21 protein-coding genes and 1 tRNA gene are annotated in these 23,245 nt (G+C 71.3%); 6 read left to right on the top strand and 16 right to left on the bottom strand.

The window, feature by feature from the left end; genetic code table 11:
• The first annotated feature begins 85 nt into the window (after nt 1–85).
• On the top strand, nt 86–778 hold the full coding sequence (locus Q9R20_RS11520) for a hemolysin III family protein (RefSeq protein ID WP_311249840.1): 693 nt from the start codon (nt 86–88) through the stop codon (nt 776–778).
• Nucleotides 779–863: 85 nt separating this feature from the next.
• Here the strand turns inward: Q9R20_RS11520 and Q9R20_RS11515 are convergent, their stop codons facing one another.
• Nucleotides 864–1,139 (bottom strand): hypothetical protein, encoded by a 276-nt coding sequence (locus Q9R20_RS11515; protein WP_311249475.1) that lies wholly within the window; start codon nt 1,137–1,139, stop codon nt 864–866.
• A gap of 64 nt (nt 1,140–1,203) precedes the next feature.
• Here Q9R20_RS11515 and Q9R20_RS11510 point away from each other — a divergent pair, with 64 nt between their 5' ends.
• Both Q9R20_RS11510 and greA read left to right on the top strand, forming a co-directional pair.
• The gene (locus Q9R20_RS11510) at nt 1,204–1,599 is read left to right on the top strand and encodes a DUF4307 domain-containing protein (RefSeq protein ID WP_311249474.1); all 396 of its coding nucleotides are present in this window, start codon (nt 1,204–1,206) and stop codon (nt 1,597–1,599) included.
• Between the two features lie 105 nt (nt 1,600–1,704).
• Entirely contained in the window at nt 1,705–2,196 is a 492-nt protein-coding gene (gene greA / locus Q9R20_RS11505; RefSeq protein ID WP_311249473.1) for a transcription elongation factor GreA, read from the top strand.
• Nucleotides 2,197–2,379: 183 nt separating this feature from the next.
• Here the strand turns inward: greA and ilvA are convergent, their stop codons facing one another.
• Entirely contained in the window at nt 2,380–3,609 is a 1,230-nt protein-coding gene (ilvA, locus tag Q9R20_RS11500) for a threonine ammonia-lyase (RefSeq protein WP_295840369.1), read from the bottom strand.
• Nucleotides 3,606–4,796: an AI-2E family transporter gene (locus Q9R20_RS11495; protein WP_311249472.1), complete on the bottom strand. Its 1,191-nt coding sequence runs from the start codon at nt 4,794–4,796 to the stop codon at nt 3,606–3,608. The genes ilvA and Q9R20_RS11495 overlap by 4 nt, the downstream gene beginning before the upstream one ends.
• Before the next feature lie 69 nt (nt 4,797–4,865).
• Between Q9R20_RS11495 and Q9R20_RS11490 the strand changes: the two genes are divergently transcribed.
• Nucleotides 4,866–6,107 (top strand): DNA glycosylase AlkZ-like family protein, encoded by a 1,242-nt coding sequence (locus Q9R20_RS11490; RefSeq protein ID WP_311249471.1) that lies wholly within the window; start codon nt 4,866–4,868, stop codon nt 6,105–6,107.
• Nucleotides 6,108–6,146: 39 nt separating this feature from the next.
• Here the strand turns inward: Q9R20_RS11490 and Q9R20_RS11485 are convergent, their stop codons facing one another.
• The 11 genes from Q9R20_RS11485 to Q9R20_RS11435 all read right to left on the bottom strand — a co-directional run bounded on the left by Q9R20_RS11485 (nt 6,147) and on the right by Q9R20_RS11435 (nt 16,828).
• Nucleotides 6,147–6,716, bottom strand: a complete 570-nt coding sequence (locus tag Q9R20_RS11485; protein WP_295840364.1) for a LemA family protein — start codon at nt 6,714–6,716, stop codon at nt 6,147–6,149.
• Nucleotides 6,717–6,823: 107 nt separating this feature from the next.
• Nucleotides 6,824–6,899: transfer RNA gene (locus Q9R20_RS11480), tRNA-Leu, on the bottom strand.
• Nucleotides 6,900–7,011: 112 nt separating this feature from the next.
• On the bottom strand, nt 7,012–8,412 hold the full coding sequence (locus Q9R20_RS11475) for an FAD-dependent oxidoreductase (protein WP_311249470.1): 1,401 nt from the start codon (nt 8,410–8,412) through the stop codon (nt 7,012–7,014).
• Nucleotides 8,409–9,770 carry a S8 family serine peptidase gene (locus Q9R20_RS11470; protein ID WP_311249469.1) on the bottom strand — a complete coding sequence of 454 codons (1,362 nt, stop codon included), beginning with the start codon at nt 9,768–9,770 and terminating at the stop codon, nt 8,409–8,411. The genes Q9R20_RS11475 and Q9R20_RS11470 overlap by 4 nt, the downstream gene beginning before the upstream one ends.
• Nucleotides 9,767–10,285, bottom strand: coding sequence for a DUF501 domain-containing protein (locus tag Q9R20_RS11465; protein ID WP_311249468.1), 519 nt, complete (start codon nt 10,283–10,285; stop codon nt 9,767–9,769). Before Q9R20_RS11465 ends, Q9R20_RS11470 begins: the two co-directional genes overlap by 4 nt.
• Before the next feature lie 85 nt (nt 10,286–10,370).
• A complete protein-coding gene (locus Q9R20_RS11460) occupies nt 10,371–10,841 on the bottom strand; it encodes a septum formation initiator family protein (protein ID WP_311249467.1) in 471 nt (156 codons plus the stop codon).
• Between the two features lie 307 nt (nt 10,842–11,148).
• Entirely contained in the window at nt 11,149–12,429 is a 1,281-nt protein-coding gene (gene eno, locus Q9R20_RS11455) for a phosphopyruvate hydratase (RefSeq protein WP_295840353.1), read from the bottom strand.
• Nucleotides 12,430–12,632: 203 nt separating this feature from the next.
• A complete protein-coding gene (locus Q9R20_RS11450) occupies nt 12,633–13,310 on the bottom strand; it encodes an O-methyltransferase (protein WP_311249466.1) in 678 nt (225 codons plus the stop codon).
• A 31-nt stretch (nt 13,311–13,341) separates the two neighbouring features.
• Nucleotides 13,342–14,289 (bottom strand): cytochrome c oxidase assembly protein, encoded by a 948-nt coding sequence (locus Q9R20_RS11445; RefSeq protein WP_311249465.1) that lies wholly within the window; start codon nt 14,287–14,289, stop codon nt 13,342–13,344.
• A 168-nt stretch (nt 14,290–14,457) separates the two neighbouring features.
• Nucleotides 14,458–15,279, bottom strand: coding sequence for an SGNH/GDSL hydrolase family protein (locus tag Q9R20_RS11440; RefSeq protein WP_311249464.1), 822 nt, complete (start codon nt 15,277–15,279; stop codon nt 14,458–14,460).
• Nucleotides 15,280–15,382: 103 nt separating this feature from the next.
• The gene (locus Q9R20_RS11435) at nt 15,383–16,828 is read right to left on the bottom strand and encodes an MFS transporter (protein WP_311249463.1); all 1,446 of its coding nucleotides are present in this window, start codon (nt 16,826–16,828) and stop codon (nt 15,383–15,385) included.
• Nucleotides 16,829–16,954: 126 nt separating this feature from the next.
• Between Q9R20_RS11435 and Q9R20_RS11430 the strand changes: the two genes are divergently transcribed.
• Nucleotides 16,955–17,812, top strand: coding sequence for a helix-turn-helix transcriptional regulator (locus tag Q9R20_RS11430; protein WP_311249462.1), 858 nt, complete (start codon nt 16,955–16,957; stop codon nt 17,810–17,812).
• Between the two features lie 12 nt (nt 17,813–17,824).
• Here the strand turns inward: Q9R20_RS11430 and hisS are convergent, their stop codons facing one another.
• Together hisS and Q9R20_RS11420 are read right to left on the bottom strand one after the other, a co-directional pair.
• On the bottom strand, nt 17,825–19,072 hold the full coding sequence (hisS, locus tag Q9R20_RS11425; RefSeq protein ID WP_311249839.1) for a histidine--tRNA ligase: 1,248 nt from the start codon (nt 19,070–19,072) through the stop codon (nt 17,825–17,827).
• Between the two features lie 176 nt (nt 19,073–19,248).
• Entirely contained in the window at nt 19,249–19,866 is a 618-nt protein-coding gene (locus tag Q9R20_RS11420; RefSeq protein WP_311249838.1) for a MazG family protein, read from the bottom strand.
• A 489-nt stretch (nt 19,867–20,355) separates the two neighbouring features.
• Between Q9R20_RS11420 and Q9R20_RS11415 the strand changes: the two genes are divergently transcribed.
• Nucleotides 20,356–23,028, top strand: a complete 2,673-nt coding sequence (locus Q9R20_RS11415; RefSeq protein ID WP_311249461.1) for a phosphoenolpyruvate carboxylase — start codon at nt 20,356–20,358, stop codon at nt 23,026–23,028.
• The last annotated feature ends 217 nt before the right edge of the window (nt 23,029–23,245 follow it).

The following is a 23,245-nucleotide window of genomic DNA, read 5'->3' as shown; positions in this document are numbered from 1 at the left end:
GCATCGCGGCATGTTCCCGCCCGGGCATGAGGGCGGACGTATGGTCGAGAGCGTGACACCCCCGACCCCGGCCGACGGCCCCGAGATGCCCCAGCTCCCTCTGCTCGAAGCGGGGGCCGTGGGCGCGCAGGCCGATCTGAAGCCCACGTGGCGAGGGTGGATCCACGCCGGGACGTTCCCCGTGGCCATCGCGGCGGGGATCGTGCTGATCGCCCTCGCCCAGGGCGCCCCGGGCAAGTGGGCGGCCGCGGTGTTCATGGCCACCTCGATGCTCTTGTTCGGCAACTCCGCGCTGTATCACCGCTTCCATTGGAAGCCGAAGACGCTCGCCGTGCTCAAGCGCATCGACCACGCCAACATCCTGCTTCTCATCGCGGGCACCTACACGCCTCTCGCGGTGCTCGCCCTGCCGACGCCGAAGACGACGCTCCTGCTGTCGATCGTGTGGGGCGGGGCGATCCTCGGCATCCTGTTCCGCGTCTTCTGGATCAACGCGCCGCGCTGGCTGTACGTCGCTCTCTACCTCGCGCTCGGCTGGGCCGCGGTGATGTACCTCGGCGACCTGCTCGCGGCCAACGTGGCGATGATGGTGCTGGTGGTCGTCGGAGGCCTGCTCTACACCGGCGGTGCGATCGTCTACGCCCTGAAGAAGCCGAACCCGTGGCCTGGACACTTCGGCTTCCACGAGATCTTCCACGTGTGCACCGTGCTGGCGTTCCTGTGCCACTGGACGGCGTGCCTGCTGATCGCCCTCGCTCCCGCGTACCACGGCGGCTGATCGCCGCCATCGCGCGAGTCGCCAGGAATTGTCGCTTCCGGCCCGCGCGAAGCGACGATTTCTGGCGACTCGCGCGAACGGGCGATCAGCCGCGGGGAGCGCCGGGGTCGATGTCCTCGTCGTCGGTCTCGCTGGCGGAGCCGGCCGCGCGCGCCTGCTCCTCGGCATCGAGCTGCGCATTGACCTCTTCGCGGTAGCGTCCGCGGCGGATGCGGCGCAGCATGTCCCACACGAGGAGGAACACGGCGAGTCCGATGAAAGCGATCGCGGCGAAACCGAGGGGGCCCGGCGTGACGATCGACTCGTCGGGGGTGACGGCCGGGGAGGGTGTGGTCGCGAGGGCGACGATCACGGGGAGCATGGAGTCCTTCGGTCCGGGCGGAAGCGCGTAGCCTGGAAGTCCAGCCTAAAGCCCCGGGGAGACCATGACGACGCAGGCCCAGCTCGACGACCGCTACGGGCGTACGCGCTCCCCGCGGCGCCGTTTCGCGGGATGGGCCGTCGTGGCGGTGTTGGCGCTCGGTGCGATCGGCTTCCTCGCATGGACGACGGTGTCGAACAGCCTCGGGTCCGTCACGGCGACCGACACCGGCTTCACCGTCATCGACGACAAGTCGGTCTCGACGACGTTCCAGATCACCGCCCCCACCGGCGAACCCGTGGCGTGCGCCCTCGAGGCCCGCGACGAGGAGCACGGCACGGTGGGGTGGCGGGTCGTGGAGTACCCGGCATCCGAGGACCACACGCGGGCCTTCACGGAGCAGATCCCCACGCTGTCGCTGGCGACGACCGGTTTTGTCAACGCTTGCTGGGTCCCGTAGACTCGCAGGTCACGACGCGCCCCGGCTCGAATGCCGGGGCGTTCGACATATCCCGCCGACGGCCTCGCTGATCCACGCCGTCTGCGCCTCGACGAAGGAGAAACCGTGTCCAACGACGCTCAGGTGACGTTCCTCACGCAAGACGCCTACGACCGCCTGGCCACCGAGCTCGAGCACCTCTCGACCACCGGCCGCGAAGAGATCGCGAAGCGCATCGAGGCCGCTCGCGAAGAGGGCGACCTCAAAGAGAACGGCGGTTACCACGCGGCCAAAGACGAGCAGGGCAAGCAGGAGGCCCGCATCCGCACGCTCCAGCAGCTGCTGAAGGACGCCAAGGTCGGAGAAGCTCCCGAGAGCCACGGCGTCGTCGAGTCCGGCACCGTCGTGACCGCCGTCGTCGCGGGCGGTGAAGAGAAGTTCCTTCTCGGCAACCGCGAGATCGCGGCCAACTCCGAGCTCGACGTCTACAGCGAGGCCTCTCCCCTCGGTGCCGCCATCCTGGGTCTGAAAGAGGGCGACAAGGGCTCGTACACGGCCCCGAACGGCAAGGAGATCGCCGTCGAGATCGTCAAGGTCGAGACCTACTCGGGTCAGTAGACCCACGTTCCGTCCGCGAGCCGCTCCCCCGTCGCCGGGGTGGGCGGCTCGCGTCGTTTCGCGGGGGCTCGGTCGTCGCGTTCGGGCACGCGGGCGTCCATCGCGATCGCGGCGATCTCAGCCCGGACGGTGCCGTGTCGACCGACGTTCTGCGAATCGCCGAGCGGGCCCAGGCACCCGGCATCAGTTCGGGACGACGGTCGCGATGAACCCCGCGCTCTCGAGGGTCTGGATGACCAGGGCTCGGTGCTCCTCGCCGCGGGTCTCGACGCTGAGCTGGAGGATGACCTCGCTGATCTGCAGCCCCTGTCCGTGGCGGGTGTGCAGCACCTCGATGACGTTCGCGCCCACCCCGGCGAGGAGTTCGGACACCCGGGCGAGCTGCCCCGGGCGATCCGGCAACGGGATCCGTAGGGACATGTAGCGACCGGATGCCGACAGCCCGTGCGCCACGACGCGCTGCAGCAGGAGCGGGTCGATGTTGCCGCCCGAGAGGATGGTCACCGTCGGGCCGTGCGCCTCGATCTTCCCGGCGAGGATGGCCGCGACGCCCACGGCGCCGGCCGGCTCGACGACCTGCTTGGCGCGCTCGAGGAGCACGAGCAGCGCGCGCGCGATGTCGTCTTCGGTGACGGTGACGACCTCGTCGACGTACTGGCGGATCAGTTCGAACGGCAGGTCGCCGGGGCGGGCCACGGCGATGCCGTCGGCGATGGTCGGGGTGGTCTCGACCTGCATCGGGTAGCCGGCGGCCAGCGACGAGGGGTAGGCCGCGGAGTTGTGCGCCTGCACGCCGATGACGCGCACCCGGCGCCCCTCCGCGGCCGCACGGGCCTTCACGGCCGCGGCGACGCCGGCGGCGAGCCCGCCCCCGCCGATGCCGACGATCACGGTCTCGAGATCGGGCATGTCCTCGACGAGCTCGAGCCCGAGCGTGCCTTGCCCCACGACGATGTCGCGGTGGTCGAACGGGTGGATGAGAACCGCCCCCGTGCGTTCGGCGAACTCCGCCGCGAGGCGCAGCGGCGTCTCGACGGTCGCGCCCTCGAGGATCACCTCGGCGCCGTACCCGCGCGTGGCGAGGAGCTTGGGCACCGGGACACCGAGCGGCATGAAGATGGTCGCCGCGATGCCGAGCTGCTGCGCGGCGAGGGCCACGCCCTGCGCGTGGTTGCCGGCGGAGGCGGCGACGACTCCGCGCGCGCGCTCCTCCTCGGTCAGGCGCGAGAGGCGGTACGTCGCCCCGCGGATCTTGAACGACCCGGTGCGCTGCAGGTTCTCGAGCTTGAGGCTCACCGGCACGCCGAGCAGCTCGGTGAGGTGGAGCGACTCGTCGAGGGGTGTCCGCGTGATGATGCCGCGCAGGTTCTGCGCGGCATCCTCGAACTCGGCCAGGGTGGGAGTGTCGTTCATGATCTCCTTCCGCGCTCGCGCGGGACGGTCCGCCAGATCAGATCCGGGGATGCCAAGGCCTCGCCATCGTGCTTCCACGCCTTCGTGCTGAGGTAGACGGCGACCACGTTGACGAAGGCGGCGAGCGGCACGGCGAACAGCGCGCCGGCGATGCCGCCGATCATCGCGCCGCCGGCGACCACGAGGACGACGGCGAGCGGGTGCACCTTGACCGCGGATCCCATGAGGATGGGCTGCAGCACGTGGCTCTCGAACTGCTGCACGCCGAGGACCACGATGAGCATGAACAGCGCGATGAGGGGGCCGTTGTACACCAGGGCGATGAAGACGGCGAGGGCTCCGGTCGCGACGGCGCCGACGAACGGGATGAACGCACCGAGGAACACCAGCACGCCGATGGGGATCGACAACGGCACCCCGAGCAGGAATGCGCCGAGCCCGATGCCGATCGCGTCGATCGTGGCGACGAGCAGCTGGGTACGCGCGTAGCTCTTGACCGTGCGCCAGCCGGCGCGGCCGGCACCGTCGACCGCGGGCCGGGCGACGCGCGGGAACAGCCGGGTCGTCCAGCGCCAGATCCCGCCGCCGTCGGCCAGGAGGCACAGCAGGATGAAAAGCGTGAGCAGGACGCCGGTGGCCACGTGGCCGAGCGTCGTGCCGATGGCCAACGCCCCGGTGTAGAGCACCTCGGCCTGCTGCTGGAGGAAGGTACCGGCCTGCCGCAGCCCGTCGTCGATCTGCTGGGCGCTGAGGTGGAGGGGTCCGCTGATCAGGTAGTCGCGGAACTGCGTGACGGCCTCGACCGTGCGCGAGCGCACCGACCCGAATTCGCGGGAGATCTGCCACACCGCCAACCACACCAGGCCGGAGATGATCGCGATGGTGCCGAGCACCGTGACGACGATCGCCAGCCAGCGCGGCCAGCGGTGCCTCAGCAGGAACGAGAACGCCGGCCACACCAGCGCCGTGATCAGCACCGCGACCAGCAGCGGGACGACCAGCAGCTTCAGCTGGATGACGACGAAGACGACCACCCCGAGCGCCGCGGCGATGACGAGCAGCCGCCACGCGTACGCCGTGGCCTGACGCAACGCCGGTGGGACGGGCGGCTCGAGATCGCTCGAGACCGTGCGTCGACGGAGGGCGTCGAGGAACGATCCGCGGGGTTCGGGATCGGTTCCACTCATCCCGCCAGCCTACCGCCGCGCTTCCCCGTCGTCGGCCGGATGTCGGAGGGGGTCGGTACGGTGAAACGCATGACCACGACGCTCCGCCGGGCCGACGCTCGCCGTGTCGCGCTGGCCGCCCAGGGCTTCGCTCGTCCGCGTCCTGAGACGGTCGGCACACGGCAGATCACGGCGGCGCTGAATCGCATGCGCCTCCTCCAGATCGACTCGGTCAACGTCTTCTCCCGCTCGCACTACATGCCGCTCTTCGCGCGTCTCGGCGCCTACGACCCCGATCTCCTCGACCGGCTCGCCTTCTCGCGACGCCCCACGTGGGTCGAGTCCTGGGCGCACGTGGCATCCCTCGTCTCCGTCGACGATTGGCCCCTGCTGCAGTTCCGCCGCGACGACCTGCGCGCCAAGTACGGCGACGACGCGTGGGCCCGGGCGAACCAGCCCCTCCTGCAGTGGCTTCGGGACGAACTGGCCGACCGGGGCCCGTTGCGCCCCGCCGAGATCGACCACGATGCCCGGAGGGGGTCGCGGGGACCGTGGTGGGGGTGGGACGACGTCAAGAACGGCCTGGAGCGACTCTGGCTGTTCGGCGAGGTCGCCATCGCGGGGCGTCGCGGCTTCGAGCGGCGGTACGCGCTGGCTTCCCAGGTGCTTCCCGCGTCGGCGCTCGAGACGACGGTCCCGCGCGCCGAGGCCATCGCCGAGCTCGTCCGTCGCGCCGCCGTCGCCTACGGCGTCGCCACGGCAGCCGACCTCGCCGACTACTGGCGCATCCGCGACCGCCCGGCGGTGATGGCCGGCATCCATCGTCTGATCGATACCGGCGAGCTCCTTCCCGTCGAGGTCGAGGGCTGGCACGTGGCCGGTCGCCCCGCGAAGGCCTGGCTGCACCGCGACGCGGCTCGCCCGCGAAAAGTGGATGCCACAGCCCTCCTCACCCCGTTCGACCCGGTCGTGTGGTTCCGCGACCGCGCGGAACGCCTGTTCGACTTCGATTACCGCATCGAGATCTACACGCCCGCACCGCAGCGACGTTTCGGCTACTACTCGCTCCCCCTCCTCGTCGGAGACGATGTGGTGGGCCGGGTCGACCTGAAGGCCGACCGCACCTCCAGCGCCCTGCGCGTGCAGTCGGCGTGGTGGGAGCCGGGCGCGCCGACGGATGCCGCTGAACGCGTCGCCGCGGAGGTGCTCGCGGCAGCGCGCTGGCAGGGTCTCGACCGCGTCACGGTGTCGCGGTGGGGCGACGCGGCGGAAGACCTCGCCGGCGCGCTGCGCGCCGAACGCCACGACCACCCCGATGGTCGCGCCAACTGAAGCGCGCCCCCTCCGCAGGAGCGGAGGGGGCGCGGGAGGTCAGAACTGCACGCGAGGCGGTTCGGAGATCGCGGCGCCGTCGATGACCTCGAAGAACTCGCGTTCGTGGAAGCCGAGCTGGCGGGCGAACAGGTTGTTGGGGAACACCTTGATCTTGGTGTTCAGTTCGCGCACACCGCCGTTGTAGAAGCGGCGCGACGCCTGGATCTTGTCTTCGGTGTCGACGATCGAGTGCTGCAGCTGCAGGAAGTTCTGGCTGGCCTGCAGCTGCGGGTACGCCTCGGCGACCGCGAACAGCGACTTCAACGCCTGCTGCATGTGCCCCTCGGCGACGCCCGCCTCCGCGGGGCTCTGCGCGGAGAGGGTCTCGGCGCGCGCACGCGTGACGTTCTCGAACACGGCCTTCTCGTGCGCCGCGTAGCCCTTCACCGTCTCGATGAGGTTGGGCAGCAGGTCGGCACGTCGCTTGAGCTGCACGGTGATGTCGCTCCATGCCTCGTCGACGCGCACGTTCAGCGCCACCAGCGCGTTGTAGGTGGCCCACAGGTAGATGCCCGCGATCACCAGGATGCCGACGATCACGATGACCGGTACGAGCCACTCCCACATAAGTCCCCACACTCCGTTCGAGAGGTTGCCCTTCAGTGTAACGGCGGCTCGATCCTCGTCATGGGCGGCGGGACCGACTCCCAGGCGATGCGCATGCGGTGCGGCGGTGGTACCCCCGGTGGGACTCGAACCCACACTGAAGCGATTTTAAGTCGCCTGCCTCTGCCATTGGGCTACGGGGGCCCGTGCCTCCACCGTATCGCGGGGCGCGTCCCGTCCCCTCACGAGGCTCGGTGCGGGTGCATGCGAAGACCCCCGCACCCTGACGGGGGCGGGGGTCTCGAATCGCGAAGCGCTACTTGGCGGCGACGGGCTCGGCCTTCTTCTCGGCCGGAGCCGGGGCGTCGGCGGCCGGAGCGGCCGGACGCGGGCGAGCGGCGAACTCCTCGAATGCGGCGCGGGGCTTCTGGACGGCCTCGAGGTTGACGACCTCGCGACCGTGGACGAAGTTCTGCATCCAGTCGCCGATGACGCGGAACTTGCGCTCCCACGTCGGCATGGCGAGACCGTGGTAGCCGCGGTGCGCGAACCAGGCGATCAGACCGGTCAGGGCGATGTTGCCCGACTGGAACGCACCGTTGTACAAACCGAGACCGGCGACGGCACCGAGGTTCTTGTGGTTGTACTCCTTGGGCTTCTCGCCCCGGAGCACGGCCACGAGGTTCTTGGCCATGAGCTTGCCCTGGCGCACCGCGTGCTGAGCGTTGGGGACGCAGAAGCCGCCCACGCCGCCGCCCGACAGGTCGGGAACCGCCGAGACGTCACCGGCGGCCCAGGCGCCCTCGACGATCTCCTCGTCGGTGCCGACGCGCAAGTCGGGGCGGGTGCGGATACGGCCGCGCTCTTCGACGGGCAGGTCGCTGCCGCGGACCACCGTGGGGTTGGCCATGACGCCTGCGGTCCAGATGATGAGGTCGGTCGGGAGGTTCTCGCCGGTCGACAGCTCGACGACGCCGTCAACGGCGCCCTTGACCTGCGTGTCGAGGTGCACGAACGCACCCTTCTTGGCGAGGTCGGCCAGAACCCACTCGCTGGTCTTCTGCGAGACCTCGGGCATGATGCGACCCATCGCCTCGATGAGGTGGAAGTGGGTGTCCTCGAAGGCCAGCGACGGGTAGAACTTCAGCAGCGACGACGCGTAGGCGCGCAGCTCGGCGAAGACCTCGATACCGGCGAAGCCACCGCCGACGACCACCACGGTGAGCAGGCGGTCGCGCTCGGGACCGGCGGGCAGCACCGACGCCTTGTCGAAGTTCGACGTCAGACGGTCGCGGATGGCGACGGCTTCTTCGATGGTCTTGAGGCCGATCGCGTTGTCGGCGATCCCCGGGATGGGGAACGTGCGCGAGACGGCGCCGGCGGTCACGACGATCTGGTCGTAGCCCTGCTCGAAGGTCTCGTCGCCCGCGATCGGGGTGATCGTGGCGGTCTTGGTGGCGTGCGAGATGCCCGTGACCTTGCCGGCGATGACGGTGGTGCGCTTGAGGTGGCGACGCAGCCCGACGACGACGTGGCGGGGCTCGATCTCACCGGCCGCGACCTCGGGGAGGAACGGCTGGTACGTCATGTACGGCAGCGGGTCGACGAGCGTGACCTCGGCCTCGTTGCGGCCGAGGAGCTTCTCGAGCTTCCAAGCGGTGTAGAAGCCTGCGTAACCCCCACCGACGATGAGGATTCTAGGCACGGTGTTGCTCACGATGGGAGGGACTCCTCGTTTGTGGTGCGGCTCGGCTCGCGGAAGGTGCGTGCCTGTCGGATTCGCCGGGCAGCTGCACTGACGCCGAGCGCAATCATTATAGCGGCCAGCGTCGCCCCACCGAGCGGCAGCGACCCGTAGAGCACGCTATCGCGCGACGGCAGCAGAGGCGAACCGGCTTCCGGCGCGCGCGGGACGGGCGGCAGCGGCGGGATCGCGACCGGGGTCGAGGTGGGCTCGGGCGTCGGCTCGGCATTCGCGCGGCGGTACAGGCGGATCCATTCCTTCAGGCTGCCGAGCGGATTCTCCGTCACGGTCGGCACCTGCGCCGACACCGCGCCGGCGGCATCCACCAGTCCGTACCCGTACAGCTTGTCGGGGGTTGAGGCGGCGCCCGCGGCGGGCTTCGCCGTGCGGATCAGCCGGTTGAGGACGTTGTTCGCGTCGAGATCGGGGTGCGCGGCGCGCACGAGCGCGGCGATCCCGGCGACGATCGGCGCGGCGCCGCTCGTGCCGTTCCACTGCACGAGCGAGCCGTCCGCCGAGACGCCGATGAGGCGCTCACTGGGCGCGGATATCCCGATCGTGATGCCCTGCGTCGAGGCGTCGTTGCTCGCCGTGCCGGCGGGGTTGACTCCGCCGACGGCCAGGACGCCCGGAATCGTGGCGGGCGCGCCGACGCGGTCGGTGCCGCTGCCGCGGTTACCGGCAGCGACGACGACGACCACGTCGTGGTCGAAGGCGTACTCGAAGGCGGTGTCCCAGCTCGTGTCCCAGTCGAGGGTGTTGGTCGTGAGCGAGAGATTGATGACCGTCGCGCCGTTGTCGACCGCCCACGTCATCGCCTCGGCGATCTGCTCGGTGAAGGGCTTGGAGGTCGTCGCCCCGAATCCCACCGAGATGGACAGCAGCTCCGCCTCGGGGGCGACACCGATCATCCCGCGACCGTTGCCGGTGCCGCGGGCGGCCGCGAGCGAGGCGACCCAGCTGCCGTGATTGGCATCCACCGCTCCGACCGGGCTCCGCCCGTCGGACGAACCGACCCCCGACACATCGATGCCGCCGGCGACGGCGCCGGTGAACTCGGTCGGGCCGCGTCCGATGCCGGTGTCGATGATCGCGATCTTCTGGCCGGCGCCGCGCGTGGTCTTCCAGGCCTCCCGCACGCCGTACTGCCCGAGCCAATACTCGGCCGCCCGGATCGAGTCGGTGGGATCTTCCGGTACCGGGTTCGCGGGCGCCTGCGGTGCGCCCGTCTGAGGTGCGGCGCTCGAAAGCGCCACAGTGGGGGCCGCCGTCGCGCCGGTCAACACCGTCACGAGGATGACGGATGCCACGGCGGCGACGACGCGCTTCATCCGCCGGCCCCGGGGCTCTCGCACACGCATCGCTCGGGCGACCAGGTGCCGCGCTCGAGGGCGCGGTCACCGATCGGGTTCACGCCGGGGCCCGCCGCCAGGGCGTGGCCGGCCAGGGCGTGGAGGCACTTCACACGGGTGGGCATGCCCCCGGCGGAGATGCCGGCGATCTCCTCGGGCTCCCCATAGACCGCGCGGTCGCGCAGGTACGCCTCGTGCGCGGCCCGATATCGCGCCTGCAGGTCGACGTCCTCCGCGAGCTCGTCGGCGAATTCCTTCATGACGTGTCCGGCCTCGAGCTGCGACATCGCGGCCGTGGCACCCGGGTGCGTGAGGTAGTAGAACGTCGGGAAGGGGCTCCCGTCGTCGAGGCGCGGGGAGGTGGCCACCACGGTGGGGTTGCCGCACACGCAGCGCGCCGCGATCCCCACGACCCCGCGCGGCACACGGCCGAGCTGGGCCTGCAGGACGGCCAGGTCGGCATCGGAGGCGGGAGGAAGCTCTGCGGTAGTCATCGCCTCCAGGGTACCCGCCGTCTCCCCCGGCCCGCGGGCGGGACAGCGAGCCGCCGTGGGCTCACGACCGTCCGTGCGGGGAGCCTCAGCCCGCGGGGGTCTCGGTCGGCGGCGCCGGGTCGGGAACGCCGACGGTCACCTCGGGCACCGCGACCTGGGCGGCGCCGGAGGCGGCGACCGACCGGACGAGCTGGGCCATCCAGTCGGTGCGGGTCTGGCCGACGTCTCCGCTGACGGCATCCTGCTCCTGCGGCGTCGCAGACGCGGGCAGGTCGTTGTCGATCAGGTACACGACCTCTCCCGGGAAGGTGTACCCGAGGCGTTCGCGCGCCTGCGTGCGGATGTAGGCGGGGTCGGACCACCGCTCGCGCTGCGCCTGAAGATCGGCGACCTGCGACTGGCTCAGCTCGACGGCGCTGCGCAGCGCCTGGATCTGCTGGCGCTGGTCCATGTAGGTCCCCACCGTCGGCACCAGGACGAACGCGCCCAGCACGACGAGACCCAGCATGATGACGACGAAGCCCGAGATCCGCACGCGACCGAGCCACTCCCGCACATCGACACGACGCTCGGAGGCGTTCGGCCGACGCGTCGGTCGAGCGGGCCGCGCCGGAGCCTTCGGCGTCTTCCTGCCCGCCTTCGGAGCCTCGGATGCCAGCGGCCGGCGGGGAGGCAGTGTAGGTCTCTCCACGGCATCCCTTCCGTCGTCGTCCACCCGGTTGTCGGGCCGCGAGCGAGTCTACGTCTCGACGTGAGGGGGCTCCGGGGACGCGCCGGGCGCTCGGCGACCGCTCAGCGAAACGAGTGGGAACGACGAAGGAGGGGGAAGCCCGACGGCTTCCCCCTCCTCACGTGTCGGACGATCAGCCCTTGAAACGGGGGAACGCCGAGCGGCCGGCGAAGACCGCGGCGTCGCCGAGGTCCTCCTCGATGCGGAGCAGCTGGTTGTACTTCGCGACGCGCTCGCTGCGCGCGGGAGCACCGGTCTTGATCTGGCCGGCGTTCACGGCGACGGCGAGGTCGGCGATCGTGGTGTCCTCGGTCTCGCCCGAGCGGTGCGACAGCATCGAGGTGTAGCCCGAGCGGGTGGCCAGCGCGATGGCATCCAGGGTCTCGGACAGCGTGCCGATCTGGTTGACCTTGACGAGCAGCGAGTTCGCGACGCCGAGGTCGATGCCCTGCTGCAGGCGCTTCGGGTTGGTGACGAACAGGTCGTCGCCGACGAGCTGCACCTTGGAGCCGATGGCATCCGTCAGCTTCTTCCAGCCGTCCCAGTCGTCTTCGGCGAGCGCGTCCTCGATCGTGACGATCGGGAAGTTCGCGACGAGGTCGGCGAAGTAGTCGACGAGCGTGTCGACGCTCCACTCCTTGCCCTCGACCGTGTAGACGCCGTCCTTGTAGAACTCGGTGGCGGCGACGTCGAGGCCGACGGCGATCTCCTTGCCGGGGGTGAAGCCGGCCTTCTCGATCGCGCGGATGAGGAAGTCGAGGCCCTCGCGGTTGCTGGGCAGGTCGGGGGCGAAGCCGCCCTCGTCGCCGAGACCGGTGTTGTAGCCCGCGGACTTCAGCTCGCCCTTGAGGACGTGGTAGACCTCGGTGCCCCAGCGCAGCGACTCGCCGTAGGTCTCGGCGCCGATGGGCGCGAGGAAGAACTCCTGGAAGTCGATGCCGTTGTCGGCGTGCTCGCCGCCGTTGATGACGTTGAACAGCGGAACGGGCAGCAGGTGCGCGTTCGGGCCGCCGAGGTAGCGGAACAGCGGCAGGTCGGCGCTGTCGGCGGCGGCCTTGGCCACGGCGAGCGAGACACCGAGGATGGCGTTGGCGCCGGTGCGCGACTTGTTCTCGGTGCCGTCGGTCTCGATGAGGATCTCGTCGATGATGCGCTGCTCGCTCGCCTCGACGCCCTCGATGGCGGGGCCGAGCTCGTCGACGACCGCGGCGACGGCCTTGAGCACGCCCTTGCCGCTGTAACGGCTCTTGTCGCCGTCGCGCAGCTCGTAGGCCTCGAAGGCGCCGGTGGACGCGCCGGAGGGGACGGCCGCCCGCTGGACGATGCCGTCGTCGAGGAGCACCTCCACCTCGACGGTCGGGTTACCGCGCGAATCCAGGATCTCGCGCGCGTTGACAGCCTCGATAAGTGCCACGAAGGACTCCTCGTTGGTTCTGAGTGAAGAAGGGCGGAGCGTCGTCGGTCCGTGGACGAGTCTAGTGATCCCGGTCGACGGCCGTGGGCCGGGGTTACGCCGGAGCGCGACCCCAGAGGTCGCCGAGCTCGTCCCAGCCACCGGCCCGCGCGGGTTCCGGTTTCTTCGACAGGCTCAGGGACCTCGCCAGGCTCAGGCCCCCTTCAGGCCTTGGGGCCCGCCCCGGCATCCACCACGATCGCCACGGCCACCCCGTCCCACCCCTTCCGGTCGAGGGTCTGCAACGCGGTGGCGTCGAACCGAGGATCGGCGCCGAGCATCAGGATGCCGCGACGGGCGCCGAGGACCTTGCTGTCGGATGTTTCAGCGTCGGCGACCTCTCCGCCCCGCACCACGTTGTCGAGCACGACCACGGTGCCGGGGCGGCCGAGGCGTGCGGCCCAGTCGAGGTACAGCTCGTTCGACTCCTTGTCGGCGTCGATGAAGACCAGATCGAACGGCTCCTGCCCCTCGAGCGTCGGCAGAACCTCGGCGCCGCGTCCCACGCGCACCTCGACCCGATCGGCGAGATCCGCGTGCTCGAGGTTGCGACGGGCGAGCGCGGCGTTCCCGGGTTCGGCCTCGACGGTCACGACCGTCCCCTCCGGTCCCACCGCGCGAGCGAACCAGATGGTGGAGTACCCGCCCAGGGTGCCGATCTCGAGCACCCGGCGAGCGCCGGCGATGCGCGTGAGCAGGTGCAGGAACTTCGCGTTCACGGGGGCGACCTCGATCGCCGGCAGACCGGCGTCGTGCTGGGCCGCGAGCGCGGCCGCTCCCGCGGGGTCGGACCCGACCAGGGTCTCGGTCAGGAAGGCGTCGACGTCTTCGGGAGTGGGCACTCCCCCAGCCTGTCGGTGCGGGGCGGGCGGGTCAACGCTCTCCGCGCAGGTGAGCGCGGGTCATTTCGTCGTACTCCTCGTCCGAGAGATCGTCGAATCCCCGCGCCTCGACGCGGTCGCTGCGCATCCACCGGATCATCAGGATGACCAGGATCGGCACGTCGGCGAACTCGGCGATGAACCAGGTCATGTCGCCCGCGAGGTGCTGGTCGTGCAGCGTCGACGGCCACCACGACACCGCCTGCGCGGCATCCGGGATCAGGTCCAGTACGGAGTCGTTGAGCCGCAGCAGGAGGCCCGGCACGGAGTCGATGAGCAGCTCGACGAACGCGAGCAGGAACTCGATCGCGATGAAGGTGCCCGTGTGCACGGCGCCCAGCGCCATCATGGGCAGCACCATCGCGAGCCCGACGAGGGGCACGAGGATCCCCAGCGACGCCTCGGCGACGGGATTCACCCGCAGGATGCCGGCGACCGGCGTGAGGAACAGGCAGAAGACCGCGGCGACCACCACGGTGGCGACCATGGCGTTGCCGAAGACGCGGGTGACGCGCGACCCGAGGATCCGTTCGCGAATCCCCTGCGGGATCAGGTCGAGCGGGCGACCCGCGGCGATCCCCGCCGGCACCGCGAAGAGCAGCAGCGCGACACGGGTCGAGAAGGCCCAGCGCAGCTGCGACGAGGAGGCGCCGAGGAAGCCGAGCTCGATGACCGCGTAGGGCGCCAGGCCGAGCGCGAAGAATCCGATCGTGCGTCGCAGCGGCCAGGTCCCGCCCCCGCGTCGCAGCCGACGCACGCCGAGCAGGTAGGCGACGGATGCCGCGAAGAGCGCGCCGAGGGTGAGCGGATCGGCGCGCCAGGTGCTGAGGAAGACATCGACGAGAGGCGTGCGAGAAACGTAGATCCGGCGGCTATGCGCCAGGTGAGTGCTCGCGCAACTCCTGAATCCTCGCGCGGGGGTGCCCGCCCTTCGGCGCATCGGCGGGCCGAAGGGCGTCTGTGCGCGCGTCGGCGGCACGGTCGTTCAGGAGTTCCGCGAGCCGGGCGCCGCCGACTGCGCGCGTCGGCGGCACGGTCGTTCAGGAGTTCGGCGAGCCGTACCCCGTGAACCGTCGCCGGCCGCACGCGTCGGGTGTCGACAGGCAGGTCACCCGGGTACCGGGTCTCCCCCGCGCCGGCCGGACGTCTCCAGCGCCGCCAGCACGGCCGGCAGCAGCGCCTCGGCCGTACGCCGGTAGCCGAGCGCGCTGGGGTGGAAGCGGTCGACGCTGAACATCTCATCGGGACGCTTCGCGAACACCGGACCCACGGCCCGCGCGAGCGCCACCACCCGTCCTCCCGCCCGATGCACGGCCGCGGCCTGAGCCGACGCGAGCTGCCGCGACGACCGCGCAGCGAGCGCGCGCAGCGGCTGCGGGATCGCGCGCAGGGTGCCGAGGTCGGGGCATGTGCCGACCACGACCGGCACGCCGCGACTCCGCAGGTCGCGCACGACCTCCCCCAACTGCTCCGCGGAGCGGGATGCCGGGATACGGTGCGTCACGTCGTTGCCGCCGACGACGATGACCGCGGCATCCGGCCGGTACCCCGCCGGGAGCGCCGCGATCTGGCCCGCGAGGGCGGAGGTCTCCGACCCCACGACCGCGGCGGTGCGCAGCCGCACGGGCCGCCCCGCCTCCCGCGCGATGCCCTTGGCGAGACGGGCGCCGAGCGTGTCGCGGCGATGGCCCGCCCCGAGCCCCGCGGCGATCGAGTCGCCGAGCACGAGCAGCTCGACCGGCTCCCCCGGATGCTTCTTCCGCCGCCACACCCGGTCGGCGTCGAGCGCCTGCTCGCCGAGCGGCTTGCCGATGCGCCGACGCGCGATAGCGGCCTGACGGGCGATGAGAGTGCGCAGCCCCACCGCCCCGGCCCCGGCGACGGCGACCAGGGATGCCGCGGTCAGGGTCACCGGTCGACGCGTGCGCATCCTCTGATGACACCGGGCCGCGGTGAACGCCGGGTGGCCGTGTCCTGACGGTGCGGCGACGGTGGCCTCTCGGCATCCCGCATCTGTTCGGGATGCCGGGGGCTCAGCGCTGCACCCGGCTTCCCCGCGCCCGCAGGACGAGTGCCACGGCGAGTACCGCGACGGCGAGGGCGATGTCGAGCACGAGCCCCAGGAGGAGCTCGTCACGGCCCGCCGCCCCCGTGACGCCCACCGCACCACCGATGACGATGACGCCGAACGAGAGGGCGAGCTGCTGCGCGGTGCTGAACATGCCGCCGGACAGTCCCGCGGCCTCGACCGGCACCTCGCGGACGACGAGCTGCGTGAGCGGTGAGAAGATCAGCGCCTGTCCGGCGCCCAGCAGCACGAGCGCGGGCTGCAGCCAGAGTCCCACATCGCTGCCCCAGCCGATCGCGAGAGTGACGACCATGCCGAGGAGGGCGACGATCTGCACGGCGACGCCGAGGACGAGCGTCGCGTCTCCCAGCCGCGCCTGGATGCGGGCGACCGCCAGCGACATGCCGGCGAACACCACCGCGAACGGAAGCAGGGCCAGCCCCGCCTGCAGCGACGTCAGCCCGCCGGCCTCGACGGCTCGCGGAAACACGTACAGCAGCGCGGAGTACCCGGCGAAGAACAGTCCCGCCGCGAGCAGTCCGAGCTGCAGCGGACGCAACCGCAGCACGCTCGGGGGAAGGAGCGGAACGCGGCCGAAACGCTCGATGGCGTCCTGGTGCCGCCACATGCCCACGAAGGCGATCGCCGCCACCACCAGCGCGATCAGCACCGGCCACGACCAGTTCCACGCCGGCCCGAAGGTCAGGGCGACGGAGGCGGCCAGGATGCCGACGGCCAGCGCCGCCGTGCCCACCAGGTCGATCGCGACCACCTCGTGCGCCCGCGAGCGCGGTGCGAGAGGGGCGAGGACGATCGCGGCGAGGGCGACGAGCGCGACGACGACGAAGACCGCGCGCCAGCCGTCGATGGGCCCGAACGACAGCGCGGCGAGTGCCCCACCGGCGACCTGCCCGACCGCCGCGCCGATGCCGCCGCTCGCGCCGAATGCGGCGATGGCCCGCGTGCGGGCGGCGCCGCGCGAGGTGGCCTGGATGGTCCCGAGCACCTGCGGGGTGCACAGCGCCGCGCCGACTCCCTGAACGATGCGGGCGGCGATGAGCATCTCGATCGACGGGGCGAGGGCGCACGCGATGGCCGAGACGAGGAACAGCCCCATGCCGAGCATGTAGAGCCGATGGCGTCCGAACCGGTCGCCGAGGCGGCCGCCCAGGATGAGCAGCACGGCGAAGGGGATGCCGTAGCCGGCGATCACGAGCTCGAGGGCGACGTCGCTCGCGCCGAAGCGCTCGCGCAGCGTCGGGAGGATCACGGTCACCGCGTTGAAGGCGAAGGTGCCGACACCCGGTCCGAGGAGGAACCCGAGGTATCGCCAGGTGGGGACGTCGGCGACGGCGTCGGGTCGGATCGGCACGGGCGCGCTGCCGGTCGCGGGCTCTGCGGAAGTGGTCATGGTGCCCAGCATGGAGAGCACGGCATCCTGGTACCAGGAGTACCTTCATCCTGGTACGGGGAGCACCTGCCACCGACCGGGTCGATGTCCGGGGCGCGTCCTAGGATCGCCCGAGGGAGGGATGCCATGACTCGATCCGACGACGTCCGCGCCGAGTTCGCGGGTTTTCTGCGCAGCCGCCGCGCCCGTCTTCGCCCGGCCGACGTCGGCCTCCCGGAGGGCGCCCGTCGGCGGGTCGCCGGTCTGCGCCGGGAGGAGGTCGCGCAGCTCGCCGGCGTCGGGCTCACCTGGTACACGTGGCTCGAGCAGGGTCGGCCGATCGCCGCCTCCGCTCAGGTGATCGCGGCCATCGCCCGCGCCCTGCGCCTGAGCGACGACGAGCGCGACCACCTGTTCGCCCTGGCCGACCTGCCCGTGCCCGACCGCGAGGCGCGCATGTGCGTGGGCCAGACTCACCTCGACCTGCTCGAGAAGCTCCTCCCCTACCCCGCCGCGGTGCAGACCTCGCGCTTCGACATCCGCGCGTACAACCGGGCCTACCGCTACCTCTTCGACGATCTCGACGACCTCCCCGCCGACCGGCGGAACTGCGCGGTGCTGCTCTTCACCGACACGGCCTGGCAGCGCGCGCACGTCGACCTCGACCACGCCCAGCGTCGGATCGCCGCGCGTCTGCGCTCCGCGTACGGCCGCCACCACGAGGAGCCGTCGTGGCAGCGCTTCATCGGCGAGCTCGAGGCGATGTCGCCGCGCTTCTCAGAACTGTGGCGTCTGGGCGACGTCGGCGGCGAGCGCAACGCGAGCAAGCACCTCGTGCACGCCCGCGTCGGCGAACTGAACCTCGAGATGTCGAGCCTGTGGATCGACGAGGGTCTGGGCTCGCGCGTGGTGTGGTTCTCTCCCCGCGATGCCGCGACCGCGGCGCGTCTGGAACGCCTCGCCGCCGAGAGCCCGAGCGAGGCGTTGATCAGCGCGGTCGCGTGAGGCGACCTCCGCTCAGCCGAGCGGCTTGATCTCGAGCGTCTCCGCGGTGGTGTCGGCACCGACCGCCGCGAACGCCGTGTAGCCGTCGGCACTCGCCCGCTCGAGCAGGGCCTTGAGGTTCTTCGGGCGCTGCTCGAGGCGTACCCGAGCGCCGTCGGCGACGAGCGACGCCTTGAGCCCGAGCAGTTGCGCCAGCGGAACGTCGCGGTCGTGGACGAGCACGATCGCACGGTCGGTCGAATCGGCGGCATCCTGCAGCAGGTCGACGATGCGCTCGAAGCCGATCGAGAAGCCCACGGCAGGCACCTGCTGGCCGAGGAAGCGTCCGATCATGCCGTCGTAGCGCCCGCCCCCGCCGAGAGAGTAGTCGACGCTCGGGTGGGCCAGCTCGAAGATCGTGCCGGTGTAGTACCCCATGCCGCGCACGAGGAACGGGTCGAAGACGAGCGGTGCGTCGGCACCGCGCGCGGCGGCGACCGTCTCGCCGAGAGCGACGAGGTGCACGATGACCTCGTCGGGGATGCCGGTGGGCAGCGCCGCGCGGATCCCTTCCTCATCGAACGCCGGCGTCGTCGCGGGGCGGTCGAGGTACGCGGCGAACGCATCGGCCGCGGCGGGGGTCGCCCCGCGCTCTCGCAGCTCCACGACGACACCGGACGGGCCGATCTTGTCGAGCTTGTCGATGGTGATGAGCACGCCCGGGCGCTCGTCGGGGGTGAACCCGAACACGTCGAGCATCGCGTCGAGCACGCGGCGGTCGTTGACGCGGATCGAGCCGCCCTCGAGCCCGAGTGCGTCGAGCACGTCGAGACTCGCGGTCATGAGCTCGGCCTCGGCGCGCGCCGAGGCGTCACCGATGATGTCGATGTCGCACTGCACGAACTGGCGGTACCGGCCCTTCTGAGGGCGCTCGGCCCGCCAGACCGGGGCGATCTGGATCGCGCGGAAGACCGTGGGCAGCTGCGCCCGGTTGGTCGCGTAGAACCGCGCCAGCGGGACCGTGAGGTCGTAGCGGAGGCCGAGGTCGGCCAGAGCGGCGGGGTCGTCGGCCGCGGCGCGGATGGCCTCGGCATCCATCCCCCGCTTCAGGATGCTGAACGACAGCTTCTCGTTGTCGCCGCCGAGACCGGCGTGCAGGCGCGAGTACTCCTCCATCACCGGGGTCTCGATCTCGTCGAAGCCGTGCGCGCGGTAGCGCTGACGGATGACGGCGAGCACGCGCTCGCGACGGGCCTTGTCGGCGGGGAGGAAGTCGCGCATGCCGCGCGGCGGGTTCACGGATGCCACCCGTCCATTGTTCCAGCCTCGGGCGGGGCAGCCGTGCACACAGGCCGCGCGGAATCGCCCATTCCTCGCGAGATCACGCGGAAGAGCGGCGTCTGCGCGTGTGAGGTCGCACCGATCGGGTGATCTCGCGACGGCGGTCGGTCGCGAGCTCAGGCGCGCTCGGAGCGGGCGCGCTCCTCCACCACCCGGACCTCAGTGCGGAGGGCGCGCAGACGCTCGCGGAGCGCCCGCTCGGCGTCCCATCCCCGTGCGCGCGCGAGCTGCACGAGCGCCAGCAGCGCGTCGCCGAGCTCGGCCTCGGTCTCCGGATCGGCCAGCCGGTGCGCGGGGGCCGGCACCCCCACCTGGGCGGCCTTGCCCACGATCTTCTGCGCGAGCGCGAGAGCGGGCATGTGGTCGCTGACCCCGTCGAGCACGCTCGTGCGCGTGTTCTTCTCGGCGGCCTTCGCCGCGTTCCAGTGCACGAGCACCTCTTCGGGAGTGGATGCCACCGCGTCACCGAACACGTGCGGATGACGCCGCACCATCTTCTCGGTGAGCCCCCGTGCGACGTCGTCGATGTCGAAGGGATCGTCGGCATCGCCCGCGGCGATCTCGGCGTGGAACAGCACCTGCCACAGCAGGTCGCCGAGCTCCTCCCGCAGGTCGGCGCGCGTGCCGGTCTCGACGGCGTCGATGACCTCGGCGCTCTCCTCCATCAGGTAGGGCACGAGGTCGCGGTGGTCGATCGTCTTCGTCCAGGCGCAGCGTTCGCGCACCGCCCGCATGGTCTCGGCTGCCTCCCGCAGGGCGTCGTCGCTCACGGTCTCTCCCTCCGCGTGCCGGGCGGCACCGCTCGTGACGAGTATCCCCCGGCCGGGTCCCCGGCGACGGCCCGCGCCGAAGCCCGGGTCTTACGCTCCGTGTCGTCTGCCGGAACGGCCGGGCTGCGAGCCCGTCGCCGGCGCTCCGCGCTGAGGCGGCGTGCTCGCCGTCGCCGAGCTCCGGAGAATCTCGGACTGCTCGACGTCGTCGAGCCCACGAACTCCGCCGAGCCCCGGACTCCCTGCTGTCAAGCCCCGGACCCCACTGCCCCCCCCCGAACTCCGCACTGCCGCCGAACTCCGGAGATTTCCGGATGCCACGCCCCCACCGCCCCGATTTGCTGCGGCGACCACGCCCCGGGACCGGAGAAACTCCGGAGTTCGCGCCGGGGCTGCCGTCGCACGGCGTTACACGTGAATCAGCCCGCCCGCGACGCCGATAATCTGGGGCGTGTGCGTGAACTGACCCCGACCGAGGCCATCGACCTCGTGGGCCGCTTCGAAGCCGGCCAGGAGCTCCCCGAACAGATGCGTGCCGACGTGCGCCTGCTCGGCTCCCTCCTGGGACGTGTGCTTCAGGAGAGCGGCTCCCCCGGACTGTACGACGACGTCGAGCGGCTGCGCTCGGCGACGATCCAGGCCTACACCGACGAGACGCCCGAGGCGTTCGAGCGGGCCGCGGCCATCGCCGACGGTTTCTCGATCGAGCGCGCCGACGAGGTGGCGCGGGCCTTCACGGCCTACTTCCATCTCGTCAACCTCGTCGAGGAGCACCAGCGCGTGCGCGTGCTGCGCGAGCGCGGCGACCAGCCGTCGCGCAACGGCATCCCCGACACGATCGCCAGCGCGTTCGAACGCCTGGCGAGCGAGGTCGGCGAGGAAACGGCGCTCGCGCGCCTGCAGGCGCTCCGCTTCCACCCGGTCTTCACCGCCCACCCCACCGAGGCCCGCCGCCGCGCCATCTCGACGAGCATCCGGCGCCTGTCGGAGCTGCTGTCGGAGCACGACGACGCGACCGAGGGCGGCGCCGAGAGCCGCCGCGCCGAGCGCCGCATGCTCGAGGAGATCGACACGCTGTGGCGCACCGCGCCCCTGCGCCGGGAGAAGCCCTCTCCCGTCGACGAGGTCCGCTCGGTCATGTCGGTCTTCGACGAGACGCTGTACACCGCCGTCCCCCGCGTCTACCGCCGTATCGACGACATCCTCCAGGGCGAGCACGCAGGATCCCGCGCCCCGATCGTCCGGCCGTTCGTGCGCGTCGGCTCCTGGGTCGGCGGCGACCGGGACGGGAACCCCTTCGTCACGGCATCCGTCACTCGAAAGGCCGCCGCGATCGCGAGCGAGCACGTACTGCTGGGCCTCGAGCGCACGGCCCAGCGCGTCGGGCGCGGCCTGACCCTCGATGCCGAGACCACCCCGCCGAGCGACGCACTCGTCGCCCTGTGGCACCGCCTGCGAGCCGCTGACGAAGACGCCGCGGCCGAGATCGCCGAGCGCTCGCCCGATGAGCCGCACCGTCGCATCCTGCTGCTGCTCGCGCGCAAGATCGCCGCGACCCGCACACGCAACGCCGATCTCGCGTATCGCGACCCCGAACACCTGCTGACCGACCTGCGCACGGTGCAGGATTCGCTGGTCGCCGCGGGCGCCGCGCGCCAGGCGTACGGCGCCCTCCAGCGCCTCGTGTGGCAGGTCGAGACCTACGGCTTCCATCTCACCGAACTCGAGGTACGTCAGCACTCGGCCGTGCACCGCAAGGTGCTCGACGAGCTGCGGGCCGGAGGCGAGCGCAGCGAGCAGACCGACGAGGTGCTCGAGGTCTTCCGCTCGATCGCCTACGTCCAGGAGCGTTTCGGCCCCCGCGCGGCCGGACGCTACATCGTGTCGTTCACGCAGTCGGCCGAAGACCTCGCGAACGTGCACGAGCTCGCCTCCTACGCGATGGGCCCCGGCGAAGCGCTCCCCGTGCTCGACGTCATCCCGCTGTTCGAGACTTTCGCCGACCTGCAGGCCGCCCCCGGCATCCTCGCCGAGATCGTGACGCATCCGTCCTTCGTCGATCGATTGGATGCCACGGGCCGCCGTCTCGAGGTGATGCTCGGCTACTCCGATTCCTCGAAGGACGTCGGACCCGTCGCCGCGAACCTCGCGCTCTACGAGGCGCAGGCGAAGATCTCGACGTGGGCCGAGACCGAGGGCATCGAGCTGACGCTCTTCCACGGTCGTGGCGGGGCGCTCGGCCGCGGCGGCGGTCCGGCCAACTCGGCGATCCTCGCGCAGCCCCCGCACTCGGTCGACGGCCGGTTCAAGCTGACCGAGCAGGGTGAGGTCATCTTCGCCCGCTACGGCGACGCCGACATCGCCATGCGACACATCGATCAGGTTGCGGCCGCCGTACTCACGGCATCCTCCCCCTCGATCGAGCGCCGCAACCGCGGTGCCGCCGAGGCGTTCGCCGACGTCGCCGAGACGATGGACGTCGCCTCGCGCGAGCGGTTCTTCGCCCTCGTGAAGGCGCCGGGCTTCGCACCGTGGTTCGCCACCGTCACCCCGATGGAGGAACTCGGGCACCTCGCCCTCGGTTCGCGTCCCGCGCGCCGCGGTCTGTCAGTGGAGTCGCTCGAAGACCTCCGGGCGATCCCGTGGGTCTTCTCCTGGACCCAGGCCCGCATCAACCTCGCGGGCTGGTTCGGTCTCGGCACCGCACTGGATGCCGTCGGCGACGAGCAGCGTCTGCGCGACGCGTACGAGCAGTGGCCGCTGTTCCGCACGATGATCGACAACGTCGCGATGAGCCTGGCCAAGGCCGACGAGCGTATCGCCCGACGGTACCTCGCGCTCGGCGACCGCGACGATCTCGCCCAGCTCGTCATGGACGAGATGCTCCTCACTCGCACCTGGGTGGAGCGCATCACCGGCGGGGACCTGCTCGGCAACAAGCCGATCTTGCAGCGCGCCGTGAAGATGCGCAGCCCCTACGTGGACGCTCTCTCGCTGCTGCAGCTGCGGGCCCTGCGCGCGCTCCGCGACGCGGATGCCGAAAACCCGACTCCGGATGCCGAGCACCAGCGCCTGCTGCTCCTCTCGGTGAGCGGCGTCGCCGCGGGTCTGCAGAACACCGGCTGAGCGAAGAATCTCGTCAGCAACGCGCCGGCTCCCCACGTGGGGGTCGGCGCGTTTTCGTAGGTGTCCTACCGGCGGCCGGGACGACGTTCGCGGCCGCGATGGCAGGACGGGACGCGGACCCCGCGCGTGTGACGGCGTTCGCCACTTCCGCCATGTGCTTGCGCCCGGGATACCCGGCCCCGGGTATGGCGAAGCGCCGGTACACGCGCTCCCCCGC

Origin of the sequence: Microbacterium sp. PRF11 (assembly GCF_031844085.1) — a bacterium.
Lineage (GTDB): Bacteria > Actinomycetota > Actinomycetes > Actinomycetales > Microbacteriaceae > Microbacterium.
The sequence above is the reverse complement of the archived record's forward strand: the minus strand, read 5'-3'. Positions and strand labels throughout refer to the sequence as shown.